Here is a 14,843-nt window from a genome sequence, read left to right on the forward strand (position 1 = left end):
GGCGACGGAGAGGAGCGGCGTTGGCCGGGTTAGGGAGCAGAGGGGTGGCCGTGCTCGGCGTCGCGGCGCTGGTGGCCGGTGGTGTGGCGGGGTGCGGGACGGACGCGGGGGCGGTGTGCGGGGTGGTGGTGGACTCCACGAGCTACGCGGAGCCCGCCACGTCCCGTGAGGATGTGACCTCGAAGCTGCCCGAGTTCGCCCAGGGGTGCGACTGGGTGGGGTTCGCCGCCGTCACCGGCGCGTCGGAGAGTAGTTCGTGCCGGGAGGACCCGGTCACCGTGGCCGCCACCCGCGCCGAGAACCCGAACGACAACCCGGTCGTCGAGGACCGGGTGAGGACGCACCGGATCAAAGAGGTGGTGCCCAGGGCGGTGCGGCTGTTCGACTGCCCCGCGGAGGGCGAGGGCTCGGACGTGCTGGGCGCGCTGCGGTACATGGTGAAGCAGATGACCGCGCGGCGGCAGCCGGACAAGGAGCACCGGCTCATCGTGTTCAGCGACCTGAGCAACAACCGCGGCGAGCTGAACATCAACCGCCTGGATCTGGGCGAAGCGGCGCGGAAGCGGAAGGTCGAGGAGTTGCGGCGGGCCGGCCTGCTGCCCGCCATGGGCGGGTACGCGGTGACGGTGCACGGGTTCTTGCGGGAGCGGACGGCGAACCCGGACCGGTTCCCGCTGCTGGAGGCCTTCTGGGCAGAGGCGTTCGAGGCGGCCGGCACGACGGCCGCCGACCTCCTGTAGGGAGAGCGCTCTCTCACAGCATGCCGGACTGTTCACCTTCCTGCAACGCCTGCGGTGACGATTGTTGACAACAGGTAAGGAACTGTGTTTTCGTTCGGCGTGAGAGCGCTCTCTTCACTCCGCCTCCCTTCCCCCCAGGAGCAGTGATGACATCACCACCGTCCAGGGTGCGCCGCCGCATAGCGGCCGCCGCCGTGGCGCTGGCCGCCGTCGGCGGCCTGCTCGTCCAGGTGGCCACGAGCGCCGCCGCGTCCGTCCCGGCCACCCCGTCCGGCTGGTCGCTGGTCTGGGCCGACGACTTCAACGGCTCGTCGGGCTCGCTGCCCTCGTCCAGCAACTGGATCATCGACACCGGCCACGGCTACCCCGGCGGCCCCGGCAACTGGGGCACCGGAGAGATCCAGAACTACACGTCCAACCCCGCCAACCTGAGCCTCGACGGCTCCGGCAACCTGCGCATCACCCCGCTGCGCGGCTCGAACGGCGAGTGGACCTCCGGCCGCATCGAGACCCGGCGCTCCGACTTCAAGCCCGCCGACGGACGCATCCTGCGCATCGAGGGTCGCATCCAGATGCCGAACGTCACCGGCGACGCCGCGCTCGGCTACTGGCCCGCGTTCTGGGCGCTCGGCTCCCCTTACCGGGGCAACTACTGGAACTGGCCGGCCATCGGCGAGTTCGACATCATGGAGAACGTCAACGGCCTCAACACCGTCTGGGCCGTGCTCCACTGCGGCGTCAACCCCGGCGGCCCGTGCAACGAGACCCAGGGCATCGGCGGCAGCCGCGCCTGCCCCGGCTCGACCTGCCAGTCGTCCTTCCACACCTACCGCTTCGAGTGGGACCGCAGCGTCAGCCCCAACCAGCTGCGCTGGTACGTGGACGGCCAGCAGTTCTTCAGTGTGAGCCAGTCGCAGCTCGACGCCACCACGTGGACCAACATGACCGGTCACGCCGGCTACTTCCTGCTGCTGAACGTGGCCATGGGCGGCGCCTTCCCGAACGGCGTGGCGGGCTTCGGCACGCCGACCGCCGCGACCGTGTCCGGCCGGCCGATGCTGGTCGACTACGTGGCCGTGTGGCAGAGCGGCACCGGCACCCAGCCGACCGACCCGCCGACCGACCCCCCGGGTGACGGGTTCGACGCGCGCTCCACCATCCAGGCCGAGGGCTACAGCGCCCAGTCGGGCACCATCACGGAGACCACCACGGACTCCGGCGGCGGGCAGAACGTCGGCGCCATCCGCAACGGCGACTGGCTCCGCTTCGACAACGTCCGGTTCGGCTCGACGGCGGCCCAGCAGTTCAAGGCCAGGGTGGCCTCCGGGGCGGGCGCCGGCGTGAGCGGGCTCGTCCAGGTCAGGCTGGGCAGCCCGACGGCGCCGCCGATCGGCGACTTCGCGATCGGGAACACCGGCGGCTGGCAGAGCTGGCGCACGGTCCCGGCCAACATCACGCCGACGACCGGGACGCACACCGTCTACCTGACGTTCAGCAGCGGCCAGCCCGCCGACTTCGTGAACGTCAACTGGTTCACCTTCTCCACCACCTAAGGGGATCACCGGCCGGGCGCCGCACGGCGCCTGGCCACGATCCGTTCGGCCCAGCTCGCCGCCTCCGGGTCCCGTAACCCTTCCACCACCCCGCCCAGGTAGGCGGTGGCCAGGCTGTCGAAGCCGCGGTCGAGCTGCCGGGTCCGGCCGGCCAGCCGCCGGTCGACCGACTCCACGTACTGGGCGATGCTCTCGGCGTATCCGGCGTCCTGCTGGTAGACGCCCTGCGCGGTCGCGAACGCCCTGGACTCGGCGTCCAGTTTGGCGCGCAGCTCCCGCAGCGTCCGGTCGTTCGGGTTGTGCATGCGCCGGCCCAGGTCGGCGGCGATGAGGGCGGTGGCGATCAGCAGGGCCAGCAGCAGCACCATGGTGGGCAGCGTGCCGGCCCCCTCGGCGGTGGGCCCGATCTCCTCCCCGTCCACGACGAGCGGCCGGACCAGCGCGTCGCGCCGGAGCACGGCCACCGCCACGATGAAGCCCAGCCACACCAGCGCCACGCCGATCAGCAGCCAGCGCCCCTTGGCCGAGCCGCCGTGCTCCTGCCAGGACCGGAACGCGCGCCCGTACATGTGCGGCGCGACCAGCATGATGAGGGCGGCGCCCGCGGCGAGCAGCGCGGTCATCGCGACGCTGTCGCCCCAGTCGAGGATCACCTGGTAGAGGATCGGCACCTCGACGATCACCAGCAGGAGCAGCAGCAGCGCGGCGGGCAGCCAGCGGCGCACGACGGGCCACCGGCTGCCGGAGATCGCGATCGAGCTGGGGCGGCCGTCGCCGGGGCGGCGGCTGGGCTGTTCCAGCTCGGCGACCCGTGGCCGGGTGTCGTCGAGCGCCGCGCGGGCGGCGGCGAAGGCGCGCTGCGACTCCGCCAGCCTGATCTTCTGCCCTTCGAGCGCGGCGCGCGCCTGCCGCAGCTCCCGCTCGGTGAGGTCCTCGATGCGGGCCAGCTCGCCGAGCCGCTCGTCCTCCAGCTCGTGGAAGCGGGGCACGCTGCCGGTCTGCAGGGTGAGCGTGTCGATCTGGCCGTCGGCGGCGTGCCGCCGCCCCAGCTCGCGCTCGGCGTCGCGGCGCGCCGTCCAGTCGGGCAGGTGGTAGAGGTCTCCGTCGTACGCGACCGCGGGCGCCACGCGGATGACCTGCGCGGGCTCGTCGGGCTGCGTGGGACGGCGGCGTGACAGGCGCATCGGGCCTCCAGACGACCCTCCGGACGACACTGTCCCTCGATGCTAACCGCCCCACGCCCTCCCGGACCGTCCCTCCGTGCCGGTCAGCCGCTGGAGCGTGTCACCAGCCTGGCGGGGAGCACCACCGGGGTGGCGTGGCGGCCTTCCAGGCGGGAGAGCATCAGCCGGGCCAGGGCCATGGCCTGGTCGGAGGCGGGCGTCCGTACGGTGGTCAGCGCCGGGGTGGTGTACGCGGCCGCCTCGATGTCGCCGAAGCCCACCACCGCCAGGTCGTCCGGCACCCGCCGCCCGGCCTCGGCAGCAGCCCGGAGCACGCCGATCGCCAGGTGGTCGGAGGTCGCGAGGACGGCGTCCAGGCGGCGCTCGTCGGACAGCAGCCGGGTGAGGGCCGCCGCGCCGGACTCGGCCGTGTCGCCGGCCAGCGCGACGTGCGGCAGCCGTCCGGCCCGCTGGAGCGTGTCGCGGTGCCCGGCCATGCGGTCCTGGACGGCGACCAGGTGGGTGGGGCCGCAGACGAGGCCGATGTGCCTGCGCCCCTGCCGCAGCAGGTGCTCGGTGGCCGCGGCGGCGCCCCCCGTGTTGTCGGCGTCCACGTACGGCACGAGCGAGCTGATCGCCGGCCGGCCGAGCAGGACGAGCGGCACGTCGGTGCGGGCGAGCCGCTCGGCGAGCGGGTCGGCCCCGTCCGTCGGGAGCAGCACCACCCCGTCGGACAGCCCGGCCTCGACGTGCCGGACGATGCGCCGGTGGCTCTCGGAGGTGTCGGCGAGCATGAGCGTGATCTGCTTGCCCGCCCCTTCCAGGACGCTGGTCACGTACTGGACGACGGCGGCGGTGAGCGCGTCGTCGGGGCGCGGGATGGACAGGACGAGCGCGACCGTGTCGGTGCGGCGGGTGGCGAGGCTGCGGGCGGCGGCGTTGGGCACGTAGCCCAGCTCCTTGACGGCCCGCAGGACGTTCTCGCGGACCTCGGGGCTGACCGCGGCGTCGCCGTTGACGACGCGGGACACGGTCGCCCTGGAGACCTTGGCCCGGGCGGCGACGGTCTCCAGGGTGGGCCGCTTGGGCCGGCCGTCGCCGAGCCCGTTGCGGCGCACCACGTCGCGGTACCACAGGGCGCTGTCCTTCAGGCGGCGCCGCTGGGTGGCGAAGTCGACGTGCACGATGCCGAACTTGCGCTGGTAGCCGTCGGCCCATTCGAGGCAGTCGAGCAGCGACCACAGCAGGTAGCCGCGGACCTTGGCGCCCTCGTCGAGGGCGGCGAGCAGGGCCCGCAGGTGCTCTTCGACGAAGCTGACGCGGTCGACGTCGTGGATGCCGTCGGCGGTCACGGTGTCGACGAAGTCGGCCCCGTTCTCGGTGATCATCAGCTCCTGGTCGGGGTACTCGCGGGACAGGCGGCGCAGCAGCACGGTGAGCGCGCCGGGCACGATCGGCCAGCCCATCGCGGTCACCGCGGTCGGCACGGTGCAGAACAGGACGCCGTCGCTGCCCGGGTAGACGGGGTCGGCGGGCTCGCCCGGCTGGGCGCGCACCACGCTGGGCGCGTAGTAGTTGACGCCGAGCATGTCGAGCGGCTGGGCGATGACGGCCAGGTCGCCGTCGCGGACGTGGCCGAGCCCGGCGGCGGACTCCACGACGTTCAGCAGCCGCTCGGGGTAGCGTCCGCGCAGCATCGGCTCCAGGAACTGCCCGTGCACCAGCTCGTCGATCCTGGCGACCGCGTCGGCGTCCTCCTCCGACAGCTCCCTGGCCGGGTCGGTGACCTGGCCGGGGGTCATCACGGGCGCGAAGTTGAGCACCGCGCCCACCCTGGCCGCGCCGGCCGAGCGCAGCGCCGAGGCGGCCAGCCCGTGCCCGAGCAGCATGTGGTGGGCGGCGCGGAAGGCGTCGGCGGCCGACTTCCGGCCGGGCGCGTGCACCCCGGCGCCGTAGCCGAGGAACGCGGCCACCCACGGCTCGTTCAGCGTGAACCAGGTGTGCACCCGGTCGCCCAGCCGCTCGTGCACGACCCGGGCGTAGTCGGCGAAGTGGAGCGCGGTGTCGCGCTCCGGCCAGCCGCCCCGGTCCTCCAGCGCCTGCGGCAGGTCCCAGTGGTAGAGGGTCGCGTACGGGGTGACGCCGGCCGAGAGGAGCTCGTCGACCAGCCGCTCGTAGAAGTCGAGCCCGGCCGTGTTCACCCGGCCCGAGCCCTCGGGCAGGACCCGCGGCCAGCTCACCGAGAACCGGTAGGCGGCCACGCCCAGATCCTTCATCAGCCGCACGTCGCCGGGGTAGCGGTGGTAATGGTCGCAGGCGGCCTGCGAGTCGGAGAACGCGTCCCAGATGGAGGGCCCCCGGCCGTCTTCCGCGTTCGCGCCCTCGATCTGGTACGCGGAGGTCGACACGCCCCACACGAAACGATCAGGGAACGTCCCTCTGCTCATCACTCGCCAACTCCCCGTGCCATGCCTCATCGAAGGGGCCAGTTTGCCCCGGTTCGATCGTCGCGCGCCACACGACGTTGGCGATATACAGAGCCCGTGGAACTGGATCGGCTGGACCGTGACATCATCGCCGCGCTCGTCGAGGACGCCCGGCAGACCTACGCCGAGATCGGGCAGGAAGTCGGCCTGAGCGCGTCGGCGGTCAAGCGGCGGGTCGACCGGCTGCGCGAGAGCGGCGCGATCACCGGCTTCAGCGCCATGGTCGCGCCGGCCGCGCTCGGCTGGACCACCGAGGCGTACGTCGAGCTGTTCTGCCAGGGCAAGACGAAACCGTCCGACATCGCGCTGGCCGTGGCCCGCTATCCGGAGGTGGTGGGCGCGGCCACGATCACCGGCGAGGCCGACGCGCTGCTGCACATCAGGGCGACGGACGTGCGCCACGTGGAGCGGGTGATCGAGCGCATCGCCGCGGAGCCGTTCGTGGTGCGGACGAAGAGCGCGATCGTGCTGTCGAGGCTGGTCGACAGCCCTCCCGGCACCACGTTGCCGGACGCGCGCAACGGATCACACGTCCCCGGCTGATACTCGCAACAGAACTTCACACGCGCGCAATCCCGCCCTCTTCCGCCGCGTGAGGGGCGTTCTTAGGCTGTGCTCGACCCCTGACATGGGGAAACACTCTGACGAAGACGACGGAGTCTGCATGCCCAGACGCTTTCTCATGTGCCCGCCGGAGCACTTCGCGGTCGAGTACGCGATCAATCCGTGGATGGATCCCGCGGCGGGCACCGACCGCGCCGTGGCGATCCGGCAGTGGGAGGGCCTCAAAGCCGCGTACGAGAGCCTCGGGCACGAGGTGAGCCTGATCGAGCCGATCGAGGGCCTGCCCGACATGGTGTTCGCGGCCAACGGCGCGCTGGTGGTCGGCGGCCGCGTGTACGGCGCCCGGTTCGCGTTCCCGCAGCGGGCCGCCGAAGGACCGGCCTACCTGCGCTGGTTCGCCGAGCGCGGCTACCCGACGCTGGAGCCGGAGCACGTGAACGAGGGCGAGGGCGACTTCCTCACCATGGACGAGATCGTCCTGGCCGGCACCGGCTTCCGCACCCGGGTCGCCGCGCACCACGAGGCCCAGGAGTTCCTGGGCCGTCCGGTGATCTCGTTGCGGCTGGTGGACCCGCGTTTCTACCACCTCGACACGGCGCTGTTCCCGCTCGACGGCCGCAACGTCGCCTACTACCCCGGCGCGTTCTCCGAAGGCAGCCGGGAGGTGCTGCGCAGGCTGTTCCCCGACGCGGTGCTCGCCACCGCCGACGACGCCGCCGTGCTCGGGCTCAACGCGGTCAGCGACGGCGTCAACGTGGTGATCAACGCCGAGGCGGGCGATCTCCAGCTAGAGCTGAAGCGACGTGGGTACGAGGTGGTTCCGGTCGATCTGTCGGAGTTGCGCAAGGCGGGTGGCGGCCCCAAGTGCTGCACACTCGAGATCAGGGGGGAGAACTGACATGACCACCAGCGCGGAGCTGATCGAAGTAAGCGAGCGCCGCAGCGCGCACAACTACCATCCGCTGCCCGTGGTCCTCCACGAGGCGCACGGCGCCTGGGTGACCGACGTCGAGGGCAGGCGCTATCTCGACTTCCTGTCCGGCTACTCCTCGCTCAACTTCGGCCACGGCAACGAGAAGATCCTCGCGGCGGCCCAGGAGCAGCTGAGGAACCTGACCCTGACCAGCCGGGCCTTCTACCACGACCAGTTCGCCCGGTTCTGTGCCGGGCTGGCCGACCTCACCGGCAAGGACATGATCCTGCCGATGAACACCGGCGCCGAGGCCGTGGAGACCGCGATCAAGGTCGCCCGCAAGTGGGGCTACCTGGTCAAGGGCGTCGAGCGCGACAAGGCCAACATCGTGGTGATGGAGGACAACTTCCACGGCCGCACCACCACGATCGTCAGCTTCTCCACCGACCCGGACGCCCGCGACGACTTCGGCCCCTACACCCCGGGCTTCACGATCGTGAAGTACGGGTCCGCCGACGCGATCCGCTCGGCCATCGACGACGACACGGTCGCGGTGCTCGTCGAGCCGATCCAGGGCGAGGCCGGGGTGCTGGTGCCGCCCGACGGCTACCTCACCCAGGTGCGGGAGATCTGCACCGAGCAGAACGTGCTCATGATCGCCGACGAGATCCAGTCGGGCCTGGGCCGCACCGGCAGGACCTTCGCCTGCGACCACGAGGGCGTCGTGCCCGACATCTACGTCCTGGGCAAGGCGCTCGGCGGCGGCGTGGTGCCGGTGTCGGCGATCGCCGCGGACGAGGACGTGCTCGGCGTGATCAAGCCGGGGCAGCACGGGTCCACGTTCGGCGGCAACCCGCTCGCCTGCGCGGTCGGCAGCGCGGTCGTGGAGATCCTCCGCACCGGCGAGTTCCAGGCCAGGGCGGCCGAGCTGGGCGGGATCATGCACGCGCGGCTGCGCGAGCTGGTCGGCCACGGCGTGGTGACGGTGCGCGGGCGCGGCCTGTGGGCGGGCGTCGACATCGACCCGTCGCTCGCCACCGGCCGCCAGGTGTCGGAGGCGCTGATGGCGCGCGGCGTGCTCGCCAAGGACACACACGGGTCGACGATCCGGCTCGCGCCGCCGATCGTCATCTCGGAGGAGGACCTCCTCTGGGCGCTCGACCGGCTCGCCGAGACGGTCGACTCCCTGCGCTGACCCGCCGAGTCCGCGCGCCCGCGGGCGCGCGGACTCGGCGGCTCACTCCAGCCGTAACGTGGCGATCTTCCGTACGTCGTCGCCCGTGGATTCGTACCAGGTGGCCTCGGGGCCCGGGAAGGTGAGCGTGGCGACCGCGTTCTGGAACCACGGCCCCTTGACGATCCGCCACCGGAAGGGCGGCCGCGGCAGCCGGGCCGAGCGGGCCAGCAGGCCGCCGATCAGCGTGGCGACGCCGAACTGGGTCAGCACGTTGGCCCAGCGCAGCAGGCGGCTGAGCGGGTTGCGGATGGGCGAGCAGACGATCTGGTAGATCGGGCCGGTGCGGGCCTTGGCGACGTACGAGTAGTGCACGTCGCCGGAGAGGATGAGCACCGGCTTGCCCAGCGCGGCCAGCAGCTTCGACAGGTCCTCGAACGAGCGCCGGAAGGCCGCCCAGTGTTCGAGGTCGACGGCCTGGCGGAAGGACTCGGACACGCGCGCCACCGGCCGGCCCCAGGCGCCGTCGCAGAGGGCTTCGTTCCAGTTCTGCACCCCGTGCACGCCCTCGGGGAGCAGGAACGGGATGGACGAGCCGATGATCAGCCGCTCGGCGGGTTTGGCGAGCTCCTCCTCCAGCCAGGCCCACTCGCTCGGGTCGAGCATGCGGCGGTCGCCCGGGGTGAGCTGCCTGGCGCATCTGGTGTCGATCATGATGAGCCGGGCGTGGCCGAGGTCGCGGGAGTAGCTCCACCGGTTGCTGCTCGGCTCGGCGTCGGCCTGCGAGGCGAACGCGTCCAGCTCGGCCGCCCCGTCGCCGCCGCCGTCGAGCAGCTTGCGCAGCAGCGGGTCGGCGGCCCGCTCCTGCGGGGACAGGTTGCCGAGGTGCTGGTAGACCCAGTAGGCGCCGAGCCCGGCGACCACCCGGCGGCTCCACCAGCCGGTCTCGGCCATCTGCTCGCGCCAGGTCTTCGAGGTGTTCCAGTCGTCGCGCAGGTCGTGGTCGTCGAAGATCATCGCGCTGGGCACGGTCGACAGCAGCCACCGGATGTCCGGGTCGGTCCACGCCCTGCGGTAGAGCTCCGCGTACTCCTCGAAGTCGGCGATCTCGTTCTTCGGCTCGGTGTCACGGCGCGCATGGATGTAGTCGAGCATCTCCGGCGACGGGTTGTCGGCGTAGACCTGGTCGCCGAGGAGCAAAAGCAGGTCGGGCCACTCCTCGTCACCGGCCTCGGCCAGATGGCAGCCGTAGGACCGCAGCACGTCGTACCCGTGGGTGAGGAGGTGCGCCGTGTCGTGCGGCGCGGTCGTGCGGCAGGAGCCGAACATCAGCCGCGCGGGCCCGTCGGGCGGGATGAGCCGGATCCGGCTGGGCGGACGGCCTTCCAGCGGCCACACCCGCTCACCGTCGAGAGTGACGGCATAGGAGCCGACATTCTGGGAAAGCTCCGTTATGTCGACGATCGCGTAGTGATGGTCGTGGACGGTGAAGGTTTCCGACTCGTACGAGCCGCCTGCGGCCTCGATGTGGACCGTGCACGGCTCGTCGGTCTCCACGAAAATCGAAGCGCTGGCAGAATCGACGTACCGCAGCATCGGCCCGACCACCAGTTCGGGCATCACACCCTCCACTTCGACAGTTCGGCGCACTCCGGGCCACAAGCCTGCCAGAGTGGCACCTTCCAAGCATCTGGATCAGCGGCTTGGATCGCAAGGAGATCACACATTAGATATTCCCCCCGCTCTAGGATGATCCGTACAAGAACGCCCAAATGGGTTATAGGCAACGGCGCCTTACCCGGTAACGGGCGTACATAACAGGAGGAAGCTCTTCCATGAGTGTCATGGTGCCGTCAATGACGCCGGCACAGATCAGCGCGGGCCAGGAGGCCCTCGAATCCGCTCACTTCCAACTCGGCAGCGCAGCCGAGCGGCTGGGGCTCGACGACGGGCTCCGCGCGATGCTCGCCACGCCCCGCCGGTCGCTGACCGTCGCGGTGCCGGTCCGGCGCGAAGACGGCAGCATGGACGTCGTCCAGGGCTTCCGGGTCCAGCACAACGTCTCGCGCGGCCCCGCCAAGGGCGGCATCCGCTTCCATCCGGCCACCGACATCCACGAGGTCACCGCGCTCGCCATGTGGATGACGTGGAAGTGCGCGCTGGTCGGCATCCCGTACGGCGGCGCCAAGGGCGGCGTGGCCGTCGACCCCGCCGGATACACCACCCGCGAGCTGGAGCGGCTCACCCGCCGCTACGTCAACGAGATCCTGCCGCTGATCGGCCCGGACAAGGACATCCCGGCCCCTGACGTCGGCACCGACGAGCAGACCATGGCCTGGATCATGGACACCTACAGCGTCAACGCCGGCTACGCGGTGCCCGGCGTCGTCACCGGCAAGCCGATGCCGCTCGGCGGCTCGCTGGGCCGGGCCGGCGCCACCTCGCGCGGCGTGCAGATCGCCGCCCTGTCCGCGCTCGGCCGCTCGCCCGAGGGCGTGACGGTGGCGGTGCAGGGCTTCGGCAAGGTGGGCGCGGGAGCCGCCCAGTACCTCGCCGACGCGGGCTGCAAGGTCGTCGCGGTCTCCGACGTGACCGGGGCGGTGTACGCGCCCGAGGGCCTCGACGTCGCCGGGCTGCGTGCCTGGGTCGCCGAGTCCGGGCAGGTGCGCGGCTATCGCGACGCCGACGCGCTCGGCCTGGACGAGCTGCTGGAGCTGGACGTGGACGTGCTGGTCCCGGCCGCGCTGGAGGGCGCCATCACCGAGGCGAACGCGCCTCGGATACGCGCCCGCCTGATCGTGGAGGGCGCCAACGGGCCCACCACGCCGGAGGCCGACCGCGTCCTGGCCGCCAACGGCACCACGATCGTGCCCGACATCCTGGCCAACGCGGGCGGCGTGATCGTGTCGTACCTGGAGTGGGTGCAGAACATCCAGGCCTGCTCCTGGAGCGAGAGCCAGATCGAGCGCAAGCTCCGCGACATGATGGAGAGCGCGTACGGCGAGGTCAAGTCGGTGGCCGCCGAACGCGACCTCACCCTCCGCGAGGCGGCGCACGTCATCGGCGTCGGCCGGGTCGCCGAGGCCCACCGCATGCGCGGCCTCTACCCGTAGAGCCGGTACGCCGGGCAGGCCTGCCCTGGCCGGGTCCACGGGCAGGCTGTACCCCCGCGGGGGTGAGAAGTACCCAGGTTGGGTAAACCTTGATGTCGCTGGTCAGGGCGCTGATCGTTTCCTGCTAGAAGTAGGTGGGTGTTGAGGTTGGTGCTCTGTCTGGCCCTGCTCGATCCCTCCGGCGTCGCCGAGGTCCCGCGGCGTAACATCCCGGCGCGGGAGGTGCTCACGCCCCAAGGCGACCGGCTGGGTTACGCCCCCGTGCCGCGGCCCTATACGGGCACGCGGCGGCTGACCGGCGTCCTGGTCGGCCGCGACCGGGAGACGGGCCGCCACATCACGTGCGGCGGCACCGTGGTGCGCTCCCGCAGCCGGAGCCTGGTGCTGACGGCGGCGCACTGCCTGCGTAACCACGGCCGGGTGCTGGAGCAGCTCGCGTTCCTGCCCGGCTACGACCGGGGCCGGCCGGTCGAGGGCGTGTGGCCGGTGGAGCGCACGTGGGTGCCCTCCCGCTGGCGCGGCCGGGGTTTCGGGCCCGACCTGCTGCCGTACGACGTCGGCCTGGCCGGGGTGTCGGCCAAGCCGCGCGGCCGGCTGGAGGACCTGACCGGGCGGGGGCTGCGCCCGCTGCCGACCCGCAGGGGCACCCCGCTGCGCGGGCTGGAACTGCTCGGCTACCCGGCGGGCAAGCAGTATCCGGGCAACCGCATGTACCGCTGCGTCGGCGACGCGGTGGAGGGCAAGGAACGCGGGCCGGGCGTGCTGGTCACCCGCAACTGCCACGCGGCGGCCGGCGGCAGCGGCGGCCCCGCGCTGTACGAGGGAGGGGTGGCCGGCGTCGTCTCCTCCTCCAGCCCGCTCCGCGACGACAAGGGCTTCACCGTGCTCAGCCGGCTCGGCAGCAGGACGTTCACCCGGATGTACGAGCAGGCCGACCGGATCATGCTCCGATCGAAGTGACGATCTCCTCGCAGAGCGCGTGGGTGACCAGGGCGTCGTCGGCGGTGACCAGGCGGCCCGCGCCGACGGCGGCAAGGAACTCCGCGCAGATCGCCTCGATGCCGCGCTGACGGGCGACCGGCACCCAGTCGGGCCGCCGCCGCAGCGTCTCGCCGCCGGCGTAGTCGACCACGTCGCCGAGGTTGACCACGCGGCGTTTGACGCCGTCGCCCATCACCTCGCAGCTCTCCTCGGAGGCCCCGCTCACCCGGTTCATCACCCCGATGGCGGTGAAGCCGTCGCCGGACAGCTCCAGCACGACGTGCTCCAGCAGCCCGTCGCCGTTCACCCGGGTGCGGAAGCGGGTGCCGGTGACCTCGCCCGGCGCCAGGAACCTGAGCGTGTCGGCGACGTGGATGAAGTCGTCGAAGACCACCTGGCGCGGGGCGCCCGGCAGGCGTTCCCGGTTCTTCTCCATCAGCACCAGGTGCCTGGGCAGCTCCGCCAGGGCGGCGTAGCCCGGCGCGTGCCGGCGGTTGAAGCCCACCATCAGGGACCTGCCCCCGGCCCTGGCCAGCGCGGCCAGCCGCTCACAGTCGCCCAGGTTGTCGGCCAGCGGCTTGTCCACGTACACGTGCACCCCCGCGGACAGCAGCGTCTCCACGATCTCCGGGTGGGCGGGGGTGGCGGCGTGCACGAACGCCACGTCCACCCCGGCCTCGACCACCTCGTCCACCGTGGTGAACCGCCGGTCGACCCGGTAGGCGTCGCCGAGACGACGCAGCCTGGCCCGGTCACGGGTGCACAGGTGGAGGTCGAGCCCGGGATGGGCGGCCAGCACCGGCAAATAGGCCTTCTCCGCGATGTCGCCGAGGCCGATCAGGGCGGTCTTCACGCGTCGAGCGTAGCCTTGAACGCCTCGCCTACGGGGGTGGGAGCGACCCCGAAGGTCCGCTGGAAGGCCGACGAGTCGAGCACGTACGGCGCGACGAACTGGTAACGGACGTGCCGCAGCTCGCCGATCATGGGCTGGAAGAGCCCGGCCGCCCGCACCAGCGGCCACGGGAGCTGGACCATCCTCGGCGCGGGCCGGCCGAGCAGCCGGGCCATCTCCTCCCCCACCTGACGGAACGTCATCGGCTCCGCGGTCGGCACGTGCCACGGCCGCCCCCACGCCCGCTCGTCGCCCCCGGCGACGATCAGCGCCCTGGCCACGTCGGGCAGGTACGTCCAGCTGTGCGGGACGTCAAGGGGCCAGACCACCTGGACGGTCCTGCCCGCCTTGAGCGCGGGCAGGAACCGGGTGCCCAGGTAGGACTGGTCGGTGGCGCCGGGGCCGAAGTAGTCGGAGCCGCGCACCTCGGTCACCCGGATCCGGCCGGCCCGGTGCGCGGCCAGCGCGTCCTCCCACATGCGGGCCCGTACCCGGAACTTGGGGTTGGCGGAGGCGAGTGGCAGGTCCTCGGTCATCGGGCCGGTGACCGGGCCGTACGGGTAGAGGTTGCCGAGGATCGTCAGCACCGCGCCGCTGGCCTCGGCCGCGGCCAGGAACGACGCGGCCATCGGCGGCCAGTCGGTGAGCCAGCGGTGGTAGGACGGGTTGACGCAGTTGTAGAGGACGTCCGCGCCCTTCGTGATCTCGATGAGGCGGCGCCGGTCGGCGACGTCGGCCGCCACCTTGACCGCTCCTTCGGGACCGCTTCCCGACCGGGTCACCACGGTGACCTCGTGACCCCGGTCCAGGAGCTCGCGTGCCAGATGCGTACCGACCTGGCCGGAACCCACGACGACGTGCTTGCCCATGATCAGACCTGCTTCCAGACGATGCGGAGGACCGCGTTGACGACGAAGAGGGCGGCGAGCGCCCCGGCGGGAACGGCGGCGCCGGCCGCGTAGAGCGCCAGCGCGCCGCCGCCGAACCAGAGGATCTCCAGCACGGCGCGCGCCAGGCCGGTGAGCGGGATGACGGCGTTGGCGCCGCCGCCCGCCCCGAACAGGGCCCAGGCGGCGATGAACAGCGCGGGCGCGCCGAGCCCGGCGAGGAGCTTCACGCCCCAGTGCTGGCTCAGCGTGAACCCCCAGTAGCCGGCGGAGGCGAGCACTCCGAGCTCCAGGAAGAACATCAGCGCCAGGTTGGCGCCCTTGGCGATGGGGAGCACGATGACCTCCGAAGTGACTGCCGTTCCCTTACGAGAGCA

General features: G+C 72.0%; 13 protein-coding genes. 7 read left to right on the forward strand and 6 right to left on the reverse strand.

Annotated features, from left to right (window positions below):
* The first annotated feature begins 20 nt into the window (after window positions 1-20).
* Window positions 21-740 (forward strand): vWA domain-containing protein, encoded by a 720-nt coding sequence (locus tag ACIBF7_RS22865; RefSeq protein ID WP_219549714.1) that lies wholly within the window; start codon window positions 21-23, stop codon window positions 738-740.
* Between the two features lie 146 nt (window positions 741-886).
* Window positions 887-2,293, forward strand: a complete 1,407-nt coding sequence (locus ACIBF7_RS22870) for a glycoside hydrolase family 16 protein (RefSeq protein ID WP_397198086.1) — start codon at window positions 887-889, stop codon at window positions 2,291-2,293.
* A gap of 5 nt (window positions 2,294-2,298) precedes the next feature.
* On the opposite strand, the gene ACIBF7_RS22875 is transcribed toward ACIBF7_RS22870, so the two are convergent.
* Together ACIBF7_RS22875 and ACIBF7_RS22880 are read right to left on the reverse strand one after the other, a co-directional pair.
* The gene (locus ACIBF7_RS22875) at window positions 2,299-3,477 is read right to left on the reverse strand and encodes a hypothetical protein (RefSeq protein ID WP_219549712.1); all 1,179 of its coding nucleotides are present in this window, start codon (window positions 3,475-3,477) and stop codon (window positions 2,299-2,301) included.
* An 83-nt stretch (window positions 3,478-3,560) separates the two neighbouring features.
* Window positions 3,561-5,903 (reverse strand): GH1 family beta-glucosidase, encoded by a 2,343-nt coding sequence (locus tag ACIBF7_RS22880; RefSeq protein ID WP_397198087.1) that lies wholly within the window; start codon window positions 5,901-5,903, stop codon window positions 3,561-3,563.
* A gap of 96 nt (window positions 5,904-5,999) precedes the next feature.
* On the opposite strand from ACIBF7_RS22880, the gene ACIBF7_RS22885 reads away from it, so the two are divergent.
* The 3 genes from ACIBF7_RS22885 to rocD all read left to right on the forward strand — a co-directional run bounded on the left by ACIBF7_RS22885 (window position 6,000) and on the right by rocD (window position 8,614).
* A complete protein-coding gene (locus ACIBF7_RS22885; protein WP_148033390.1) occupies window positions 6,000-6,485 on the forward strand; it encodes an Lrp/AsnC family transcriptional regulator in 486 nt (161 codons plus the stop codon).
* Between the two features lie 121 nt (window positions 6,486-6,606).
* Entirely contained in the window at window positions 6,607-7,404 is a 798-nt protein-coding gene (gene ddaH / locus ACIBF7_RS22890) for a dimethylargininase (protein ID WP_397198088.1), read from the forward strand.
* 1 nt (window position 7,405) lies between these two features.
* Window positions 7,406-8,614, forward strand: a complete 1,209-nt coding sequence (gene rocD / locus ACIBF7_RS22895; RefSeq protein WP_148033392.1) for an ornithine--oxo-acid transaminase — start codon at window positions 7,406-7,408, stop codon at window positions 8,612-8,614.
* Between the two features lie 42 nt (window positions 8,615-8,656).
* Here rocD and ACIBF7_RS22900 read toward each other — a convergent pair whose 3' ends face one another.
* Window positions 8,657-10,213: an alkaline phosphatase D family protein gene (locus ACIBF7_RS22900; RefSeq protein WP_397198089.1), complete on the reverse strand. Its 1,557-nt coding sequence runs from the start codon at window positions 10,211-10,213 to the stop codon at window positions 8,657-8,659.
* 236 nt (window positions 10,214-10,449) lie between these two features.
* Between ACIBF7_RS22900 and ACIBF7_RS22905 the strand changes: the two genes are divergently transcribed.
* Window positions 10,450-11,706 carry a Glu/Leu/Phe/Val dehydrogenase gene (locus ACIBF7_RS22905; RefSeq protein WP_397198090.1) on the forward strand — a complete coding sequence of 419 codons (1,257 nt, stop codon included), beginning with the start codon at window positions 10,450-10,452 and terminating at the stop codon, window positions 11,704-11,706.
* Window positions 11,707-11,844: 138 nt separating this feature from the next.
* Complete coding sequence (locus ACIBF7_RS22910) at window positions 11,845-12,666, forward strand: trypsin-like serine peptidase (RefSeq protein ID WP_397198091.1); 822 nt, start codon at window positions 11,845-11,847, stop codon at window positions 12,664-12,666.
* Here the strand turns inward: ACIBF7_RS22910 and ACIBF7_RS22915 are convergent.
* Genes ACIBF7_RS22915 through ACIBF7_RS22925 form a run of 3 tightly spaced genes read right to left on the reverse strand, consistent with a single transcriptional unit; the run spans window position 12,647 to window position 14,804 of the window.
* Window positions 12,647-13,540 (reverse strand): Gfo/Idh/MocA family protein, encoded by an 894-nt coding sequence (locus ACIBF7_RS22915; protein ID WP_148033396.1) that lies wholly within the window; start codon window positions 13,538-13,540, stop codon window positions 12,647-12,649. The two genes, ACIBF7_RS22910 and ACIBF7_RS22915, sit on opposite strands and share 20 nt — an antisense overlap.
* Window positions 13,537-14,448, reverse strand: a complete 912-nt coding sequence (locus ACIBF7_RS22920; RefSeq protein WP_397198092.1) for an NAD-dependent epimerase/dehydratase family protein — start codon at window positions 14,446-14,448, stop codon at window positions 13,537-13,539. Before ACIBF7_RS22920 ends, ACIBF7_RS22915 begins: the two co-directional genes overlap by 4 nt.
* 2 nt (window positions 14,449-14,450) lie before the next feature.
* Window positions 14,451-14,804, reverse strand: a complete 354-nt coding sequence (locus ACIBF7_RS22925) for a YrdB family protein (protein WP_397198093.1) — start codon at window positions 14,802-14,804, stop codon at window positions 14,451-14,453.
* Window positions 14,805-14,843 lie beyond the last annotated feature (39 nt).

The organism is Nonomuraea sp. NPDC050478 (genome assembly GCF_044458265.1).
GTDB classification, from domain to species: Bacteria; Actinomycetota; Actinomycetes; order Streptosporangiales; family Streptosporangiaceae; genus Nonomuraea; species Nonomuraea ferruginea.